Source organism: Curtobacterium sp. NPDC090217, from assembly GCF_044746705.1.
Lineage (GTDB): Bacteria > Actinomycetota > Actinomycetes > Actinomycetales > Microbacteriaceae > Curtobacterium.
This window is the reverse complement of the sequence record NZ_JBIVCR010000001.1, coordinates 302,746-318,003: the sequence shown is the minus strand read 5'-3', so window position 1 is coordinate 318,003 and position 15,258 is coordinate 302,746. Positions and strand designations below refer to the sequence as shown.

At 67.9% G+C, this 15,258-nt stretch carries 25 protein-coding genes; all 25 read left to right on the top strand.

The window, feature by feature from the left end:
* Positions 1 to 146 precede the first annotated feature (146 nt).
* The 25 genes from ACIPJ2_RS01585 to map all read left to right on the top strand — a co-directional run bounded on the left by ACIPJ2_RS01585 (position 147) and on the right by map (position 15,222).
* Positions 147 to 1,124 (top strand): DNA topoisomerase IB, encoded by a 978-nt coding sequence (locus ACIPJ2_RS01585; RefSeq protein ID WP_402727256.1) that lies wholly within the window; start codon positions 147 to 149, stop codon positions 1,122 to 1,124.
* A 92-nt stretch (positions 1,125 to 1,216) separates the two neighbouring features.
* Complete coding sequence (locus ACIPJ2_RS01580) at positions 1,217 to 2,044, top strand: DarT ssDNA thymidine ADP-ribosyltransferase family protein (protein WP_281266013.1); 828 nt, start codon at positions 1,217 to 1,219, stop codon at positions 2,042 to 2,044.
* Positions 2,045 to 2,644: 600 nt separating this feature from the next.
* Complete coding sequence (rpsJ, locus tag ACIPJ2_RS01575) at positions 2,645 to 2,953, top strand: 30S ribosomal protein S10 (RefSeq protein ID WP_017885534.1); 309 nt, start codon at positions 2,645 to 2,647, stop codon at positions 2,951 to 2,953.
* A 13-nt stretch (positions 2,954 to 2,966) separates the two neighbouring features.
* The gene (rplC, locus tag ACIPJ2_RS01570; RefSeq protein WP_281266012.1) at positions 2,967 to 3,623 is read left to right on the top strand and encodes a 50S ribosomal protein L3; all 657 of its coding nucleotides are present in this window, start codon (positions 2,967 to 2,969) and stop codon (positions 3,621 to 3,623) included.
* Between the two features lie 2 nt (positions 3,624 to 3,625).
* Positions 3,626 to 4,285 carry a 50S ribosomal protein L4 gene (gene rplD / locus ACIPJ2_RS01565; protein ID WP_281266011.1) on the top strand — a complete coding sequence of 220 codons (660 nt, stop codon included), beginning with the start codon at positions 3,626 to 3,628 and terminating at the stop codon, positions 4,283 to 4,285.
* The gene (rplW, locus tag ACIPJ2_RS01560; RefSeq protein ID WP_111009849.1) at positions 4,282 to 4,581 is read left to right on the top strand and encodes a 50S ribosomal protein L23; all 300 of its coding nucleotides are present in this window, start codon (positions 4,282 to 4,284) and stop codon (positions 4,579 to 4,581) included. Before rplD ends, rplW begins: the two co-directional genes overlap by 4 nt.
* Positions 4,582 to 4,600: 19 nt before the next feature.
* Positions 4,601 to 5,440, top strand: coding sequence for a 50S ribosomal protein L2 (rplB, locus tag ACIPJ2_RS01555; RefSeq protein WP_281266010.1), 840 nt, complete (start codon positions 4,601 to 4,603; stop codon positions 5,438 to 5,440).
* A gap of 11 nt (positions 5,441 to 5,451) precedes the next feature.
* A complete protein-coding gene (rpsS, locus tag ACIPJ2_RS01550) occupies positions 5,452 to 5,733 on the top strand; it encodes a 30S ribosomal protein S19 (RefSeq protein WP_017885529.1) in 282 nt (93 codons plus the stop codon).
* Between the two features lie 25 nt (positions 5,734 to 5,758).
* Positions 5,759 to 6,154: a 50S ribosomal protein L22 gene (gene rplV, locus ACIPJ2_RS01545; RefSeq protein WP_123654823.1), complete on the top strand. Its 396-nt coding sequence runs from the start codon at positions 5,759 to 5,761 to the stop codon at positions 6,152 to 6,154.
* Complete coding sequence (rpsC, locus tag ACIPJ2_RS01540; protein WP_402727255.1) at positions 6,154 to 6,978, top strand: 30S ribosomal protein S3; 825 nt, start codon at positions 6,154 to 6,156, stop codon at positions 6,976 to 6,978. Before rplV ends, rpsC begins: the two co-directional genes overlap by 1 nt.
* A gap of 2 nt (positions 6,979 to 6,980) precedes the next feature.
* Entirely contained in the window at positions 6,981 to 7,400 is a 420-nt protein-coding gene (gene rplP / locus ACIPJ2_RS01535) for a 50S ribosomal protein L16 (protein ID WP_123654821.1), read from the top strand.
* Positions 7,400 to 7,720: a 50S ribosomal protein L29 gene (gene rpmC / locus ACIPJ2_RS01530; RefSeq protein ID WP_281266008.1), complete on the top strand. Its 321-nt coding sequence runs from the start codon at positions 7,400 to 7,402 to the stop codon at positions 7,718 to 7,720. The genes rplP and rpmC overlap by 1 nt, the downstream gene beginning before the upstream one ends.
* Positions 7,720 to 8,004 carry a 30S ribosomal protein S17 gene (rpsQ, locus tag ACIPJ2_RS01525; RefSeq protein WP_071276754.1) on the top strand — a complete coding sequence of 95 codons (285 nt, stop codon included), beginning with the start codon at positions 7,720 to 7,722 and terminating at the stop codon, positions 8,002 to 8,004. The genes rpmC and rpsQ overlap by 1 nt, the downstream gene beginning before the upstream one ends.
* A gap of 35 nt (positions 8,005 to 8,039) precedes the next feature.
* Positions 8,040 to 8,408 (top strand): 50S ribosomal protein L14, encoded by a 369-nt coding sequence (gene rplN, locus ACIPJ2_RS01520; RefSeq protein ID WP_071299494.1) that lies wholly within the window; start codon positions 8,040 to 8,042, stop codon positions 8,406 to 8,408.
* A gap of 3 nt (positions 8,409 to 8,411) precedes the next feature.
* The gene (gene rplX, locus ACIPJ2_RS01515; RefSeq protein WP_144760603.1) at positions 8,412 to 8,771 is read left to right on the top strand and encodes a 50S ribosomal protein L24; all 360 of its coding nucleotides are present in this window, start codon (positions 8,412 to 8,414) and stop codon (positions 8,769 to 8,771) included.
* Positions 8,771 to 9,361 (top strand): 50S ribosomal protein L5, encoded by a 591-nt coding sequence (gene rplE, locus ACIPJ2_RS01510; RefSeq protein WP_281266007.1) that lies wholly within the window; start codon positions 8,771 to 8,773, stop codon positions 9,359 to 9,361. Before rplX ends, rplE begins: the two co-directional genes overlap by 1 nt.
* Before the next feature lie 153 nt (positions 9,362 to 9,514).
* Entirely contained in the window at positions 9,515 to 9,913 is a 399-nt protein-coding gene (gene rpsH / locus ACIPJ2_RS01505; protein WP_281266006.1) for a 30S ribosomal protein S8, read from the top strand.
* Positions 9,914 to 9,919: 6 nt separating this feature from the next.
* Positions 9,920 to 10,456 (top strand): 50S ribosomal protein L6, encoded by a 537-nt coding sequence (gene rplF, locus ACIPJ2_RS01500; RefSeq protein ID WP_281266005.1) that lies wholly within the window; start codon positions 9,920 to 9,922, stop codon positions 10,454 to 10,456.
* 2 nt (positions 10,457 to 10,458) lie between these two features.
* The gene (rplR, locus tag ACIPJ2_RS01495; protein WP_281266004.1) at positions 10,459 to 10,836 is read left to right on the top strand and encodes a 50S ribosomal protein L18; all 378 of its coding nucleotides are present in this window, start codon (positions 10,459 to 10,461) and stop codon (positions 10,834 to 10,836) included.
* Positions 10,833 to 11,648 (top strand): 30S ribosomal protein S5, encoded by an 816-nt coding sequence (rpsE, locus tag ACIPJ2_RS01490; protein ID WP_281266003.1) that lies wholly within the window; start codon positions 10,833 to 10,835, stop codon positions 11,646 to 11,648. Before rplR ends, rpsE begins: the two co-directional genes overlap by 4 nt.
* The gene (rpmD, locus tag ACIPJ2_RS01485) at positions 11,648 to 11,833 is read left to right on the top strand and encodes a 50S ribosomal protein L30 (RefSeq protein WP_082517835.1); all 186 of its coding nucleotides are present in this window, start codon (positions 11,648 to 11,650) and stop codon (positions 11,831 to 11,833) included. Before rpsE ends, rpmD begins: the two co-directional genes overlap by 1 nt.
* Positions 11,830 to 12,294 (top strand): 50S ribosomal protein L15, encoded by a 465-nt coding sequence (gene rplO, locus ACIPJ2_RS01480; RefSeq protein ID WP_281266002.1) that lies wholly within the window; start codon positions 11,830 to 11,832, stop codon positions 12,292 to 12,294. The genes rpmD and rplO overlap by 4 nt, the downstream gene beginning before the upstream one ends.
* A gap of 177 nt (positions 12,295 to 12,471) precedes the next feature.
* Entirely contained in the window at positions 12,472 to 13,794 is a 1,323-nt protein-coding gene (secY, locus tag ACIPJ2_RS01475) for a preprotein translocase subunit SecY (RefSeq protein WP_281266001.1), read from the top strand.
* Positions 13,791 to 14,381, top strand: coding sequence for an adenylate kinase (locus tag ACIPJ2_RS01470; protein WP_402727254.1), 591 nt, complete (start codon positions 13,791 to 13,793; stop codon positions 14,379 to 14,381). Before secY ends, ACIPJ2_RS01470 begins: the two co-directional genes overlap by 4 nt.
* Before the next feature lie 7 nt (positions 14,382 to 14,388).
* Positions 14,389 to 15,222, top strand: a complete 834-nt coding sequence (map, locus tag ACIPJ2_RS01465; RefSeq protein WP_402727253.1) for a type I methionyl aminopeptidase — start codon at positions 14,389 to 14,391, stop codon at positions 15,220 to 15,222.
* Positions 15,223 to 15,258: the final 36 nt, after the last annotated feature.

Sequence of the window (15,258 nt, the reverse complement as noted above, 5' to 3'; positions counted from 1 at the left end):
ACGGGAGGACCGGTGCACGCCCGCACCGGTCCTCCCGTCCGCCACCGGTCGCCACCGCCCGCCGGCCGGTGGGATCCGCCGGGCCGCGGTGCGCGATCCGTCGCTTCCTGCTGCCCCGCTGAGGCGGGTCGTGTTTGCTCGGAGGGGTGACACGCCTCCGCAGATCCGCGACCAACGGTCGTGGCTACCACCGCGTCCGCTCGGGCAAGGGCTTCTCGTACCGCGACCCCGACGGGCAGACCGTGACGGACCCCGGTGTCCGTCAGCGCCTCGAGGACCTCGTCGTGCCGCCGGCGTGGGAGGACGTCTGGATCTCGCCGTACGACAACGGCCACGTCCTCGCCACCGGCATCGACGCGGTCGGACGACGGCAGTACATGTACCACCCGTCCTGGCGCGAGCGGATGGACCGCATCAAGTACGACCGGGCGCTCGCCCTGGCGGAGTCGCTCCCGAGCGCACGCCGCGGTGTCACCCTCGACCTGCGACGCCCCGAGCCGGACCGGCGACGCGCGCTCGCTGCGGCGTTCCGGATGCTCGACCAGGGATCGCTGCGGGTGGGGTCGGAACGGTACGCGACCGAGCACGGCAGCCGTGGTCTCTCCACGTTGCTCTGCGCGCACGCGCACGTGTCCGGTGACGACATCGAGCTCTCCTTCCCCGGCAAGAGCGGGCAGGAGTGGTCGTCGTCCATCCACGACGCCGACCTGTCGAGCGTGATCGCCGGGATGAAGCGACGCGGACCCACCGCGCGGCTGCTGTCCTTCCGTCCGACCAGGGGAGCCGACTGGGAGCCGCTGTCGGCCGAGGACATCAACGCCTACGTCAAGGAGCGTGCAGGGGACGAGTTCACCGCGAAGGACTTCCGGACGCTGCACGGCACGGTCGCGGCGGCGATCGACCTGGCGGAGACCGGGCCGCAGTCCAGCGAGGCGAAGCGGAAGCGTGCGGTGTCGCACGCGGTCAAGGCGGCGAGCGAGGTCCTCGGCAACACCCCGACGGTGGCCAGGCAGAGCTACGTCGACCCCCGCCTGCTCGACGCGTACGAGCACGGCGAGACCATCGATCCGAAGCGCGAGCACGCCGCGGAGTCCGAGGTCCGGGCGCTGCTCTACCGCCAATGACCTGCATCGGTGCCGCGACGCGTCCGGGATGACGTACCGTTGACCCTCGTGCCGTCCCACCCCCACGCGGCACGGAAGGACCCACATCAGTCGTGACCGACGAGTGCATCCACGGATTCCCCACCGAACTCTGCGACATCTGCGCGCCTCGACAGCGCGAGGTGCCGGACGTCCCCAAGGCCCCTGCGCCGCGGCGCACCCGCGTCAGCACCTCGCTGCGGTCGACCCCCGGCGGTTCGCCCGCCCGTGCGAAGGCGACCGCGCTGCGCACGGCTGAGCCGGACATGCCGGCCGCCCGGGTCTTCGGCGCCCTGCGCGCACACCACGTGACCCACATCGACAACTTCGACGGGATCGTCGCGGACGGGGCGATCCTCGCGTCCGACGCCGTCACACCGTCGTACGACATCAGCGCCCCTGCTGCCCGCGCGGCGCGCGCTGCGGCGACCGCTCCCGACGGGTCGAGCGTCGCCAGCCACGTCCCGTTCTCGCTCTCGCCCGACGGCGCGCGCTGGGACGAGGTCCGTCGCGGGGCGCACGACACCGAGCGCTGGTCCGACGCCGCCCGGCACGCCCGTGGCGTCGACTACGTCGTGCTCGTCGTCCCCACCGCGGCCTTCGGTGCATCGGTGATCCTGGCGGACACGGACGCCGACGCCGAGGACGTCCGGTTCGCCGTCGGTCCGGAGGCAGCGGCGAACCTGCTGCGTCGCACGGACCTCACCGACCCGGAGATGCACGGCGTGGAGGTCCTCGCCGGGCCGAGCGTGCCGTTCTCCTCGGTCGCGGTCATCGGCGTGCCGAACGACCGTGCACGCCACGCCGTGAAGGACATCCTGTCCGAGCACGGCGGGCACGTCCCGCGCGTCGCGGTCTTCCCGCCGTGGTTCGTGCCGCCGGTCGTCCCCGACGAGGACTGACCCGAGCGCCCCGGCTGCACATCGCGCCCCCTCACGAACACCGCACCCCGCCGCACCGGGGCGCGATGTCCGGGAGGGGGCGCGACGCATGTCGGCGGGGGCGGCCGAGGCGTCTCGGGACGTGCGCTGCGGGGCGGACGCGAGCCGGGCCTCCAGGCCGGTGGATCCGCGGCGGACCGGGGAAGTACGCTGGTCTCGACACGCCCGGGGAAACGCGACACGCCCGGGTTGCACGGAACCCCGGGCTATGGGAGACTTGTCCGGTTCCGAAATTCCGGGGGCGTTCGCGCCCCGAAGGATCACTGCACTGGCAGTGCACAACCCCCCTGTCCAGCAGGGCTGGGTTGGGCCGCAGGCAGCAGAACACATCGAAGCCCCACAACCTGACGGACATCCGTGTCCTTCAGCCGGGGTGGCGATACGTCCACGCGGGCCGTCGTGTGCAACACGGCATGACCGTCCGCGCGGTTGACAGGAGAACAGCGGTCATCCCCAGCGGATGCGTCCGGTGATTCACGCAAACAGCCAGGTCCGCACAGGGCGGAACCCGGCGGCGTCAGGCGGCCCGAGGGTGCGCGGCGCAGAGAGGACAGAGAACACATGGCGGGACAGAAGATCCGCATCCGGCTCAAGTCGTACGACCACGAGGTCATCGACACGTCGGCCCGGAAGATCGTCGACACGGTGACCCGTGCCGGTGCGACCGTGGTCGGCCCGGTGCCGCTCCCCACCGAGAAGAACGTGATCGCAGTGATCCGTTCTCCCCACAAGTACAAGGACTCGCGCGAGCACTTCGAGAAGCGCACGCACAAGCGGGTCATCGACATCGTCGACCCGACGCCGAAGGCCGTCGACTCGCTCATGCGTCTCGACCTCCCGGCCGACGTCAACATCGAGATCAAGCTGTAAGGGGGCTGAACTGATGGCGAACACAACCAAGACCGTCAAGGGCCTCCTCGGCAAGAAGCTCGGGATGACCCAGGTGTGGGACGAGAACAACAAGTTCATCCCCGTCACCGTGATCGAGGTCGGCCCGAACGTGGTCACCCAGATCCGCAACGTGGAGCGCGACGGCTACGAGGCGATCCAGATCGCCGCTGGCCAGATCGACCCCCGCAAGGTGAACAAGCCGGCCGCTGGCCACTTCGAGGCCGCCGGGGTCACCCCGCGCCGCACCCTCACCGAGATCCGCACGTCGGACGCGGGCGAGTACACGCTGGGCCAGGAGCTCACCGTCGACGCCACGTTCGAAGCCGGCGCGAAGGTCGACGTCGTCGGCACGAGCAAGGGCAAGGGCTTCGCGGGTGTCATGAAGCGCCACGGCTTCGCCGGCGTCTCCGCATCGCACGGTGCCCACCGCAACCACCGCAAGCCCGGCTCGATCGGTGCTTCCTCGACCCCGTCGCGTGTCTTCAAGGGCATGCGCATGGCCGGTCGCATGGGTGGAGAGCGCGTGACCGTCCTCAACCTCACGGTGCACGCCGTCGACGCCGAGAAGGGTCTGCTGCTCGTCAAGGGCGCCGTCCCCGGTGCTCGCGGTCGCTCCGTCTTCGTCCGCACCGCCGTGAAGGGTAAGTGATCATGGCCACCACGACTGCAACCACGATCGACGTCCTCGACGTCTCTGGCGTCAAGTCCGGCTCCGTCGAGCTCCCCGCCGAGCTCTTCGACGTCGAGACCAACGTCCCGCTGATCCACCAGGTCGTCACCGCGCAGCGCGCGGCGTCGCGTCAGGGCACCCACAAGACCAAGAACCGCGGCGAGGTCCGCGGTGCTGGTCGCAAGCCGTTCAAGCAGAAGGGCACCGGCCGCGCCCGTCAGGGTTCGGTGCGTGCTCCCGAGCACACCGGCGGTGGCGTCGTCCACGGACCGACCCCGCGCGACTACTCGCAGCGCACCCCGAAGAAGATGATCGCCGCTGCGCTGCTCGGCTCGCTCTCGGACCGTGCCCGCGGTGGCCGTATCTCCGCTGTGGAGGGCTTCGTCGCGGCCGAGGTGCCGTCGACCAAGACCGCCCGCACGCTCCTCGAGAAGGTCGCGCCCGTCAAGAACGTGCTCGTCGTGCTCGAGTCGGACGACGAGCTCACGCTCAAGTCGATCCGCAACCTGCCGAACGTCCACGCGCTCTCGTACGGCCAGCTGAACGCATACGACGTCCTCGTCTCGGACGCCATCGTCTTCAGCAAGAGCGCCCTCGACGCCTTCATCGCGTCGAAGACCGCGAAGGAGATCTCCGCATGAGCGGCTTCAACAAGGACCCGCGCGACATCATCATCGCGCCCGTCGTGTCGGAGAAGAGCTACGGCCTCATCGACCAGGGCAAGTACACGTTCCTCGTGGACCCCCGCGCGAACAAGACCGAGATCAAGCTCGCCATCGAGAAGATCTTCGACGTCAAGGTCGCCGGCATCAACACGCTGAACCGTCCTGGCAAGACCCGTCGCACGCGTTTCGGCATCGGCAAGCGCAAGGACACCAAGCGCGCCATCGTGACGCTCAAGTCCGGTTCGATCGACATCTTCACGGCTGTCGGCTGAGGACCAGAGGGAAAACATCATGGCTATTCGTAACTACAAGCCGACGACCCCGGGTCGTCGCGGCTCGTCGGTCGCCGACTTCGCCGAGATCACCCGTTCGACGCCGGAGAAGTCCCTGCTTCGTCCGCTGCCGAAGACCGGTGGCCGGAACAGCTCGGGCCGCATCACGACCCGTCACATCGGTGGTGGCCACAAGCGCCAGTACCGCGTGATCGACTTCCGTCGTCACGACAAGGACGGCGTCGACGCCAAGGTCGCGCACATCGAGTACGACCCGAACCGCACGGCGCGCATCGCGCTCCTGCACTTCGTGGACGGCACCAAGCGCTACATCCTCGCGCCGAACAAGCTCAAGCAGGGCGACGTCGTCGAGCAGGGCCCCGGCGCCGACATCAAGCCCGGCAACAACCTGCCGCTGCGCAACATCCCCGTGGGTACGGTCATCCACGCGATCGAGCTCCGCCCCGGTGGCGGCGCCAAGCTCGCGCGTTCGGCCGGCGCCTCGGTGCGTCTCGTCGCCAAGGACGGCCCCTACGCGCAGCTCCGTCTGCCGTCGGGCGAGGTCCGCAACGTCGACGCCCGCTGCCGCGCCACCATCGGCGAGGTCGGCAACGCCGAGCAGTCGAACATCAACTGGGGCAAGGCCGGCCGCATGCGCTGGAAGGGCGTCCGCCCGACCGTGCGTGGTGTCGCGATGAACCCGATCGACCACCCGCACGGTGGTGGTGAGGGCAAGACGTCCGGTGGTCGTCACCCGGTCAGCCCCTGGGGCCAGGCCGAGGGTCGCACGCGCAAGCCGAACAAGCCGAGCGACAAGCTCATCGTCCGTCGCCGTAACGCCGGCAAGAAGCGCAAGTAGGAGTTCAGAAGATGCCACGCAGTCTGAAGAAGGGCCCCTTCGTCGACGAGCACCTGCTTCGCAAGGTCGTCACGCAGAACGAGGCCAACACGAAGAACGTGATCCGGACGTGGTCGCGCCGCTCGATGATCGTTCCGAACATGCTCGGGCACACCATCGCGGTGCACGACGGACGCAAGCACATCCCGGTGTTCGTCACCGAATCGATGGTCGGTCACAAGCTCGGCGAGTTCGCGCCGACCCGTACCTTCCGCGGTCACGTGAAGGACGACAAGAAGGGCCGTCGCCGCTAAGGCGGCGACGCAGAGGAGGAACGAAATGGTGGAGTCGATCGCACGCGTGCGACACATCCGCGTCACGCCTCAGAAGGCCCGTCGCGTCATCGAGCTGATCCGCGGCAAGCAGGCCCACGAGGCGCTCGCCATCCTGAAGTTCGCCCCCCAGGGCGCTTCGGAGCCCGTGTACAAGCTGGTCGCCTCGGCGATCGCCAACGCACGTGTCAAGGCGGACTCGACGAACAGCTTCCTCGACGAGCGCGACCTCTACGTGAGCCGCGTCTTCGTCGACGAAGGCACGACCCTCAAGCGGTTCCAGCCGCGTGCTCAGGGCCGGGCCTTCCGGATCAACAAGCGCACCAGCCACATCACGGTGGTCCTCGCGACCCCTGACGAGGCCGAGGCTGCTGCCGCGACGAGCAAGAAGGCGAGCAAGTAATGGGCCAGAAGGTCAACCCGTACGGCTTCCGCCTCGGGATCACGACGGACCACGTCTCGCACTGGTTCACCGACAGCACGAAGCCGGGTCAGCGCTACGCCGACTACGTCGCCGAGGACATCAAGGTGCGTCAGTACCTGAAGAAGACCCTCGACCGTGCCGGCGTCGCCCGCATCGAGCTCGAGCGCACCCGTGACCGTGTCCGCGTGGACATCCACACGGCGCGTCCCGGCATCGTCATCGGTCGCCGCGGCGCCGAGGCGGAGCGCATCCGTGGCGAGCTCGAGAAGCTCACCAAGAAGCAGATCCAGCTCAACATCCTCGAGGTCAAGAACCCCGAGACCGAGGCCCAGCTCGTCGCGCAGGGCATCGCGGAGCAGCTCTCCGCCCGTGTCGCGTTCCGTCGCGCCATGCGCAAGGGCCTCCAGGGTGCACAGCGCGCCGGTGCCAAGGGTGTCCGCATCCAGGTCGCCGGCCGTCTCGGCGGCGCCGAGATGTCGCGCTCGGAGTTCTACCGCGAGGGCCGCGTGCCCCTGCACACGCTCCGCGCCAACATCGACTACGGCTTCTACGAGGCCCGGACGACGTTCGGTCGCATCGGCGTGAAGGTGTGGATCTACAAGGGCGACATCACGAACAAGGAGCTCGCTCGCGAGCAGGCGAACCAGCGTTCGTCGCGCCCCGAGCGTCGTGGAGGCCCGCGTGGCGACCGCAACGACCGCGGTGACCGTCGTGGCGGCGACCGCGGCGACCGCGGCGACCGTGGCGGCCGCGAGCAGCAGGCCCCGCAGGACGCGCCGGCCGGCGCAGGAGTTGAGGCGTAACCATGCTTATCCCCCGTCGAGTCAAGCACCGCAAGCAGCACCACCCGAAGCGTTCGGGTCAGGCGACCGGTGGCACCAAGGTCTCCTTCGGTGACTACGGCATCCAGGCCCTGACCCCCGCTTACGTGACCAACCGTCAGATCGAGTCCGCTCGTATCGCCATGACGCGTCACATCAAGCGTGGCGGCAAGGTGTGGATCAACATCTACCCGGACCGTCCGCTCACGAAGAAGCCTGCCGAGACCCGAATGGGTTCCGGTAAGGGTTCCCCCGAGTGGTGGATCGCGAACGTCAAGCCGGGCCGCGTGCTCTTCGAGCTCTCCGGCGTCAGCGAGGACATCGCCCGCGAGGCGTTGACCCGTGCAATTCACAAGCTGCCCCTCAAGGCACGCATCATCAAGCGCGAGGAGGGCGACGCATAATGGCGATCGGTTCCAAGGAGCTCCGTCCGACGGAGCTCGACACGTTCGAGAACGAGCGTCTTGCTGACGAGCTGAAGAAGGCCAAGGAGGAGCTCTTCAACCTCCGCTTCCAGTCGGCCACCGGCCAGCTGGAGAGCCACGGTCGTCTTCGTGCCGTCAAGCGCGACATCGCCCGGATCTACACCGTCCTCCGCGAGCGCGAGCTCGGCATCCGTGCCACCCCCGCGCCCGTCGAGACCGCAACCAAGGCCAAGAAGTCGACGAAGAAGGCTGACAAGCCGGTCGAGTCGACCGAGGCCGAGACCGCCGAGGAGAACTGATGGCGAACGAAGAGAAGGACTCCGCCGCCCTCACCCGCGGCTACCGCAAGACGCGCCGTGGTTACGTGACGAGCGACAAGATGGACAAGACCATCGTCGTCGAGGTCGAGGACCGCGTGAAGCACGCCCTCTACGGCAAGGTCATCCGCCGCACCTCCAAGGTGAAGGCACACGACGAGGCCGGCTCGGCCGGTGTCGGCGACCTCGTCGTGATCAGCGAGACCCGTCCCCTCAGCGCCTCCAAGCGCTGGCGCCTGGTCGAGATCCTCGAGAAGGCCAAGTAGGCCTCGCGGCCCGCTTGCGGAAATAGGAGACAGCAGTGATTCAGCAGGAATCCCGCCTGAAGGTCGCCGACAACACGGGTGCCAAGGAGATCTTGACCATCCGCGTGCTCGGTGGCTCGGGTCGTCGCTACGCCGGTCTCGGTGACGTCATCGTCGCCACGGTGAAGGACGCCATCCCCGGCGGCAACGTGAAGAAGGGTGACGTCGTCAAGGCGGTCATCGTTCGCACCAAGAAGGAGACCCGTCGCAACGACGGCTCCTACATCAAGTTCGACGAGAACGCGGCAGTGATCCTCAAGGCTGACGGCGACCCGCGCGGCACGCGCATCTTCGGTCCGGTCGGTCGCGAGCTTCGTGACAAGAAGTTCATGAAGATCATCTCGCTCGCGCCGGAGGTGCTGTAAGCCATGGCGAACATCAAGAAGGGTGACCTGGTCCAGGTCATCACGGGCGCGACGCAGGAGCGTGGCGGCGACCGTGGCAAGCAGGGCAAGGTCATCGAGGTCCTCACGGACAAGAACCGCGTCGTCGTCGAGGGCGTGAACTTCGTCACGAAGCACGTCCGCGTCGGCCAGACCCAGCGTGGTTCGAAGACCGGCGGCATCGAGCAGCACGAGGCCCCGATCCACGTGTCGAACGTCGCGATCGTCGACCCCAAGACGAAGAAGCCGACCCGCGTCGGCTTCCGCACCGAAGAGGTGGAGAAGGACGGTGTCAAGAAGACCGTCCGAGTCCGCTACGCCAAGAAGTCTGGTGAGAAGCTCTGATGACTGACACGACTGCCGCGACGGCTGACAAGGTCCAGCCGCGCCTGAAGCAGAAGTACAAGAACGAGATCAAGGCGGCGCTGACCGAGCAGTTCGGCTACGCGAACGTCCACCAGGTCCCCGGCCTGGTCAAGGTCGTCGTGAACACCGGTGTCGGCGAGGCAGCTCGCGACTCGAAGATCATCGAGGGGGCCATCAAGGACCTCACGGCGATCACCGGTCAGAAGCCGCAGGTCACGATGGCCCGCAAGTCCATCGCGCAGTTCAAGCTGCGTGAGGGCCAGGCCATCGGCGCGCACGTCACCCTCCGTGGCGATCGCGCGTGGGAGTTCCTGGACCGCCTGCTCTCGCTGGCGCTTCCCCGTATCCGCGACTTCCGTGGTCTCAGCGACCGCCAGTTCGACGGCAACGGCAACTACACCTTCGGTCTCACGGAGCAGAGCATGTTCCACGAGATCGACCAGGACCGCATCGACCGTGTCCGCGGCTTCGACATCACCGTCGTGACCACCGCGAAGACGGACGACGAGGGACGCGCCCTGCTCAAGCAGCTCGGCTTCCCGTTCCGCTCTGCCGAGCAGACGGTCTAAACTACTTCGGGCGCTGCGGGCCGAAGGACTCTCGAGTCCTCCGGCCCGCACGCACGAACACAGACTCCGGGGAATCGCCCTGGAGTCACTCGATCGCTCAGGTCGGCATTCGTGGAACGGGTGTCGAAACCAGGCGAGAAACGGAATCACATCATGACGATGACCGATCCGGTCGCAGACATGCTGACCAGATTGCGGAACGCGAACTCGGCGCACCACGACGCCGTCTCGCTTCCGAGCAGCAAGCTCAAGACCACCATCGCTGACATCCTCAAGCGCGAGGGTTACATCACCGAGTGGAAGGTCGAGGACGCCCGCGTGGGCAAGACCCTCACCATCGAGCTCAAGTACGGCCCCGAGCGCGAGCGTTCGATCGCCGGCATCAAGCGCGTGTCGAAGCCCGGTCTCCGGGTCTACGCGAAGTCGACGGAGATCCCCCAGGTCCTCGGTGGCCTCGGCGTGGCGATCCTGTCCACCTCGTCGGGTCTCCTGACCGACCGCGAAGCCGAGCAGAAGGGCGTGGGTGGGGAAGTCCTCGCCTACGTTTGGTGATCGAACATGTCACGAATCGGACGTCTTCCCATTGACATCCCCGCTGGCGTGACCGTCTCCATCGACGGTCAGAACGTCGCGGTCAAGGGCCCGAAGGGCGAGCTCGCGCTCGTCGTCGCGGAGCCCATCCAGGCGAACGTCGAGGAGAACCAGGTCCTCGTCACCCGCCCGGACGACGAGCGTGAGTCCCGGTCGCTCCACGGCCTGACCCGCACGCTCATCGCGAACCAGATCATCGGCGTCACCCAGGGCTACTCCAAGGGCCTCGAGGTCGTCGGCACCGGTTACCGCGTCCAGGCGAAGGGCTCGAACCTCGAGTTCGCGCTCGGCTACTCCCACTCGATCACGGTCGAGCCGCCGGCGGGCATCAGCTTCGCCGTCGAGGGCAACAACAAGGTCACCGTCAACGGCATCGACAAGCAGGCCGTCGGCGAGGTCGCTGCGAACATCCGCAAGCTGCGGAAGCCCGAGCCCTACAAGGGCAAGGGTGTCCGTTACGCGGGCGAGAACGTGCGCCGCAAGGCCGGAAAGTCAGGTAAGTGATCATGGCTATCGGAACTCGTACCCGAGGCAAGAGCAAGGCGGCTGCCAAGGCCCGTCGCCACAACCGCCTCCGCAAGAAGATCACCGGCACCGAGGCACGTCCGCGTCTCGCCGTCACCCGCTCGGCACGTCACGTGTTCGTGCAGGTCATCGACGACTCCAAGGGTCACACCCTTGCCAGCGCGTCGACGATGGAGGCCGACCTCCGCTCGTTCGACGGCGACAAGACCGCCAAGGCGCGTCGCGTCGGCGAGCTCCTCGCCGAGCGTGCGAAGACCGCCGGTGTCGAAGCCGTCGTGTTCGACCGCGGTGGTAGCAAGTACGCCGGTCGCGTCGCCGCGATCGCCGATGGTGCCCGTGAAGGAGGGCTGAACCTGTGAGCGACATCGCGAACAACAGCAACGCCGAGGAGACCCCGGCCGTCGAGGAGACGACCGAGGCCACCAGCGCTGAGGAGACCACCGAGGCCACCAGCGCCGAGGAGACCAAGTCCACCGACGCCAAGGCGGAGGCTGCTGCCCCCGTCGCCGAGCGTCCGGTCGAGACCGCTGCCGGCTCCGCGTCCAACAACCGCGACTCGGCCGACAACCGTGGCCGTCGTGGTGGCGGTCGTGACCGTCAGCAGGGCCGCGACCGCAACAACCGCGGTGGCGACAGCCAGTTCCTCGAGCGCGTGGTGACCATCAACCGCGTCTCGAAGGTCGTCAAGGGTGGTCGTCGCTTCAGCTTCACGGCGCTCGTCGTCGTGGGTGACGGCAACGGCCTCGTGGGCGTCGGCTACGGCAAGGCCAAGGAGGTCCCCACGGCGATCTCCAAGGGCGTCGAAGAGGCGAAGAAGAACTTCTTCCGCGTCCCGCGCGTCGGCAACACGATCCCGCACCCGGTCCAGGGTGAGGCCGCCGCTGGCGTCGTCCTCCTGCGCCCGGCCGCTGCCGGTACCGGTGTCATCGCCGGTGGTCCGGTCCGCGCCGTGCTCGAGTGCGCCGGCATCCACGACGTCCTGAGCAAGTCGCTCGGTTCGTCGAACACCATCAACATCGTGCACGCCACGGTCGAGGCCCTCAAGCAGCTCGAGGAACCCCGCGCCGTCGCCGCACGTCGTGGCCTCGACGTGGACCACGTCGTGCCGGCTCGCCTCCTGAAGGCCGAGGCGGCAGCACGTGCCGCAGCGACCGAGAAGGCAGGTGCCTGATGGCCATGCTGAAGATCACGCAGACGAAGTCCGTCATCAGCGAGAAGCAGTACCAGCGCGACACGCTCCGCAGCCTGGGTCTCAAGCGCATCGGCCGTACGGTCCTGCGCGAGGACAACTCCCAGAACCGCGGGTACATCGCGACGGTGGCGCACCTCGTGAAGGTCGAGGAGGTCGACGCATGAGCGACGAGAAGAACGAGCGCGTCCAGATCCTGAAGGTGCACCACCTTCGTCCGGCCGCTGGCTCGAAGAAGGACCGCACCCGTGTGGGTCGCGGTGAGGGCTCGAAGGGCAAGACCGCGGGCCGCGGTACCAAGGGCACGAAGGCCCGTTACCAGGTCCGCGTCGGCTTCGAGGGTGGGCAGATGCCGCTGCACATGCGCACCCCGAAGCTCCGCGGGTTCAAGAACCCGTTCCGCGTCGAGTACCAGGTCGTGAACCTGGACAAGCTCGCGGAGCTCTACCCGAACGGTGGCGACGTCACCGTTGCGGACCTGGTCGCCAAGGGCGCCGTCCGCAAGAACGAGAAGGTCAAGGTTCTCGGTCAGGGTGACATCAGCGTGAAGCTCACCGTCACGGTCGACAAGGTCTCGGGCTCCGCCCAGGACAAGATCGTGGCTGCGGGCGGCACCGTCTCCCAGTAGTCCCGTCGGCGGCCCGTGCGTTTGCGCACGGGCCGCCGTTACGGTTTCCTTGATGACAGACCCGGAGCTGGTCGGCCACGTGCCGACGGTCCCGGGTCGCGCGGTCGGCGTCCCGGCCACGGGCGGCCTCGCCCGGCTCGATCGGCAAGACCGGTCCCAGTAGTTCGGAGAGTTCTCGTGTTCAGAGCGGTCGCGCGCATCATGCGCACCCCCGATCTTCGCAAGAAGATCGGCTTCACCCTGGCGATCATCGCGCTGTTCCGGCTCGGGTCGTACATCCCGGCCCCGTACGTGGACTACGCCGCCGTCCAGACCTGCCTCGCGAGCGCATCGTCCTCCGGCGGTCTCTACGACCTGATCAACCTGTTCTCCGGTGGCGCGCTGCTGAAGCTCTCGGTCTTCGCGCTCGGCATCATGCCGTACATCACGTCGTCGATCATCGTGCAGCTCCTGCGCGTCGTGATCCCGCACTTCGACGCCCTCTACAAGGAGGGCCAGACCGGCCAGGCGAAGCTGACGCAGTACACGCGCTACCTCACGATCGCGCTCGGTGTGCTGCAGTCCACCACGCTGATCACGGTGGCCCGTTCCGGCCAGCTCTTCGGCACGAACGCCAGCGCCTCCTGCTCGTCGATCATCTCGAACGACAGCTGGTACGCGATCATGCTCATGGTCGTCACCCTGACCGCCGGTACCGGCCTCATCATGTGGATGGGCGAGCTCGTCACCGAGCGCGGCATCGGCAACGGCATGTCGCTCCTCATCTTCACGTCCATCGCAGCGCAGTTCCCGTCGGCGCTCTGGGCGATCGAGCAGTCGCAGTCCTTCGAGCTCTTCCTGTTCGTGATCCTCGTCGGCCTGGTGATCATGATGGCCGTCGTGTTCGTCGAGCAGTCACAGCGCCGCATCCCCGTGCAGTACGCCAAGCGCATGGTGGGTCGCCGGACCTACGGCGGCAACAACACGTACATCCCGATCAAGGTGAACATGGCCGGCGTCGTGCCCGTCATCTTCGCCTCGTCGCTGCTCTACCTGCCGGCCCTCATCGCGCAGTTCAACCAGCCCTCCGACGGCTCGGAGCCGGCCGCGTGGGTGACCTGGATCCAGAACAACCTGACCTCGGGTGACAACTGGTTCTACATGGTCCTGTACTTCCTGCTCATCGTCGGGTTCACCTACTTCTACGTCGCGATCACCTTCAACCCCGAAGAGGTCGCCGACAACATGAAGAAGTACGGCGGGTTCATCCCCGGCATCCGTGCCGGTCGTCCCACCGCCGAGTACCTCGACTACGTCCTGACCCGGGTGACGTTGCCCGGCTCGCTCTACCTCGGTCTCATCGCGCTCATCCCGCTGGCAGCACTGGCGCTGTTCGGCGCGAACCAGAACTTCCCGTTCGGTGGCGCGAGCATCCTCATCATCGTGGGTGTCGGTCTCGAGACCGTGAAGCAGATCGACTCGCAGCTGCAGCAACGTCACTACGAAGGGCTTCTCCGTTGAGCGCACGTCTCATCATCGTCGGACCTCCCGGAGCGGGAAAGGGAACCCAGGCCGGCCGCATCGCCGAGTCCTTCGGGATCCCCGCCGTCTCCACCGGTGACATCTTCCGGAAGAACGTCTCGGAGGGCACGCCGCTCGGGGTCCAGGCGAAGGCGATCATGGACGCGGGCGACTACGTCCCGGACTCGCTGACGAACGAGCTCGTGAAGTCCCGCCTCGGCGAGGCCGACGCCGAGAGCGGCTTCCTGCTCGACGGCTACCCCCGCACCGTCGGGCAGGTCGAGTACCTCGACGCGCTGCTCGCCGAGCAGGGCACCGGCCTCGACGCCGTCGTGCAGCTCGTCGCCGACCAGGACGAGCTCGTCGGGCGCCTCCTGAAGCGCGCCGAGGAGCAGGGCCGCAGCGACGACAACGAGGAGACGATCCGTCGTCGCCAGCAGGTCTACGTCGAGCAGACCGCCCCGATCGTCGCGGCGTACCAGCAGCGCGGTCTCGTGGTCGAGGTCGACGGCCTCGGCGCCATCGACGAGGTCGGCGACCGCATCCAGGCAGCGCTCGCGTCGCGCGGGCTCACCGCCGGCGTCTGACCCCGGCGTGGTCCGGTTCCGCAAGCCCTCGATCTACAAGACGCCCGAGGAGCTCCGCGCCATGGTGCGCCCTGGACTCCTCACCGAGGCGGCGTTGAACGCGGTCCGTTCGGCGATCCGACCGGGGGTCGCCACGGGTGAGCTCGACGCCATCGCCGAGCGGACGATCCGTGACGGCGGCGGCATCCCGAACTTCCAGCTGGTGCCCGGGTACCGCCACACGCTGTGCGTGTCCGTGAACGACGAGATCGTGCACGGCATCCCCGGTGACCGTGTCCTGCAACCGGGCGACATCGTGTCGGTGGACGCGGGCGCCGAGGTCGACGGCTGGAACGGCGACAGCGCCTTCACCACGGTGGTGCCCGGTGGCGACGCCGGTGTGACCGCGGCGCGCCAGACGCTCTGCGACACGACCGAGCGGTCGCTCTGGCACGGCATCGCCGCGCTGGCCCACGCCAAGCACCTCAACGAGGTCGGCGACGCGGTGGAGGACGCCATCGACGAGACCGGCGCCTGGGGCATCGTCGAGGACTACACCGGACACGGCATCGGCCGGTCGATGCACGAGGAACCCCCGGTCTTCAACTACCGCGTCCGTGGCGCGGGCCCCGCTGTCCGTCCCGGGCTGGTGGTCGCGATCGAGCCGATGGTCACCGCCGGCACGATCGACAGCACGACGGACGACGACGAGTGGACGGTCCGGACCCTGGACGGCGCCGACGCGGCGCACTGGGAGCACAGCGTCGCGGTCCACGCGGACGGCATCTGGGTCCTCACGGCCAGCGACGGTGGGGCGGCTGCCCTGGCCCCGCTGGGAGTGACGCCGGTCCCGATCCCGTAGGCCGAGCCTCCAGGGCCTGGAGGCTCGGCTCGGCCC

Coding starts and splice junctions, on each gene's coding strand:
- rpsJ (WP_017885534.1), top strand. CDS start 2,645: ATGGCGGGACAGAAGATCCGCATCCGGCTCAAGTCGTACGACCACGAG.
- rplC (WP_281266012.1), top strand. CDS start 2,967: ATGGCGAACACAACCAAGACCGTCAAGGGCCTCCTCGGCAAGAAGCTC.
- rplD (WP_281266011.1), top strand. CDS start 3,626: ATGGCCACCACGACTGCAACCACGATCGACGTCCTCGACGTCTCTGGC.
- rplW (WP_111009849.1), top strand. CDS start 4,282: ATGAGCGGCTTCAACAAGGACCCGCGCGACATCATCATCGCGCCCGTC.
- rplB (WP_281266010.1), top strand. CDS start 4,601: ATGGCTATTCGTAACTACAAGCCGACGACCCCGGGTCGTCGCGGCTCG.
- rpsS (WP_017885529.1), top strand. CDS start 5,452: ATGCCACGCAGTCTGAAGAAGGGCCCCTTCGTCGACGAGCACCTGCTT.
- rplV (WP_123654823.1), top strand. CDS start 5,759: ATGGTGGAGTCGATCGCACGCGTGCGACACATCCGCGTCACGCCTCAG.
- rpsC (WP_402727255.1), top strand. CDS start 6,154: ATGGGCCAGAAGGTCAACCCGTACGGCTTCCGCCTCGGGATCACGACG.
- rplP (WP_123654821.1), top strand. CDS start 6,981: ATGCTTATCCCCCGTCGAGTCAAGCACCGCAAGCAGCACCACCCGAAG.
- rpmC (WP_281266008.1), top strand. CDS start 7,400: ATGGCGATCGGTTCCAAGGAGCTCCGTCCGACGGAGCTCGACACGTTC.
- rpsQ (WP_071276754.1), top strand. CDS start 7,720: ATGGCGAACGAAGAGAAGGACTCCGCCGCCCTCACCCGCGGCTACCGC.
- rplX (WP_144760603.1), top strand. CDS start 8,412: ATGGCGAACATCAAGAAGGGTGACCTGGTCCAGGTCATCACGGGCGCG.
- rplE (WP_281266007.1), top strand. CDS start 8,771: ATGACTGACACGACTGCCGCGACGGCTGACAAGGTCCAGCCGCGCCTG.
- rpsH (WP_281266006.1), top strand. CDS start 9,515: ATGACGATGACCGATCCGGTCGCAGACATGCTGACCAGATTGCGGAAC.
- rplF (WP_281266005.1), top strand. CDS start 9,920: ATGTCACGAATCGGACGTCTTCCCATTGACATCCCCGCTGGCGTGACC.
- rplR (WP_281266004.1), top strand. CDS start 10,459: ATGGCTATCGGAACTCGTACCCGAGGCAAGAGCAAGGCGGCTGCCAAG.
- rpmD (WP_082517835.1), top strand. CDS start 11,648: ATGGCCATGCTGAAGATCACGCAGACGAAGTCCGTCATCAGCGAGAAG.
- rplO (WP_281266002.1), top strand. CDS start 11,830: ATGAGCGACGAGAAGAACGAGCGCGTCCAGATCCTGAAGGTGCACCAC.